Consider the following 915-nt stretch of genomic DNA (forward strand, 5'->3'; position numbering starts at 1 on the left):
GTCTTCGGATGACGAAACGCGACCCGTTCAAGTATTTCAAGACCAGCCGGGAAGTCATCCGCCTCGCGGTGATGATGTATGTCCGGTTTCCCCTTTCGTTGCGGAACGTTGAAGACCTGCTGCACGAACGCGGCATTGAGGTCAGCCATGAGGCCGTCCGTTTCTGGTGGCATAGATTTGGCCCGATGTTCGCTTCCGAGATCCGCCGGAAACGCGCCGAGCGGCTGCGATCAGGTCCGCAATGGCGGTGGCATCTGGACGAGATGTTCGTGAAGATCAATGGTGAGCGGCACTACCTTTGGCGCGCCGTCGATCACGAAGGCGAGGTCTTGGAAAGCTTTGTCACAAAGACACGGGATCGGAAAGCAGCATTGAAATTCGTAAGGTAATCAATGAAGCGCTATGGTCGGCCGGAAGTGATCGTGACCGACCGTCTTCGATCCTATGGCGCCGCGTTGAAGGAAATCGGTGCGGCGGAGCGTCAGGAAACCGGCCGCTGGCTCAACAACAGAGCGGAGAATTCGCACCTGCCGTTTCGACGAAGAGAACGGGCGATGCAGCGCTTCCGGCGGATGCGAAGTCTGCAGAAATTTGCTTCCGTCCACGCCTCTGTCTTCAACCATTTCAACTCGGAGCGCAGCCTCTCCTCCAGAGCCAATTTCAAGAAGAGCCGCGCCGCTGCTCTCGACGAGTGGCGTCAACTCTGCGCGGCATAAGGGACAGTCTCACTGTCCATTCGGAGACTAGTTAGAGCGTTCCCAATCTATTCGGTTTCATAGCCTGCGGCTTTGAAGAAGTTGTAGCATTCTTCTTCAGTGAAGAGGTTGCAGACGTGTCCGACGACCTGCCAAAGCTGTTCGTAGGTTCGAGCGGCGGCTTTGCGGATCAGCGTTTTCAACTTTGAGAACGCCATTT

General features: G+C 56.1%; 1 pseudogene. It reads left to right on the forward strand.

Annotated features, from left to right (window positions below):
• Nucleotides 1–8 precede the first annotated feature (8 nt).
• Nucleotides 9–716, forward strand: a pseudogene (locus EU800_RS26075) (IS6 family transposase).
• Nucleotides 717–915 lie beyond the last annotated feature (199 nt).

The organism is Tropicimonas sp. IMCC6043 (assembly GCF_004146235.1).
Classification (GTDB): domain Bacteria; phylum Pseudomonadota; class Alphaproteobacteria; order Rhodobacterales; family Rhodobacteraceae; genus Tropicimonas.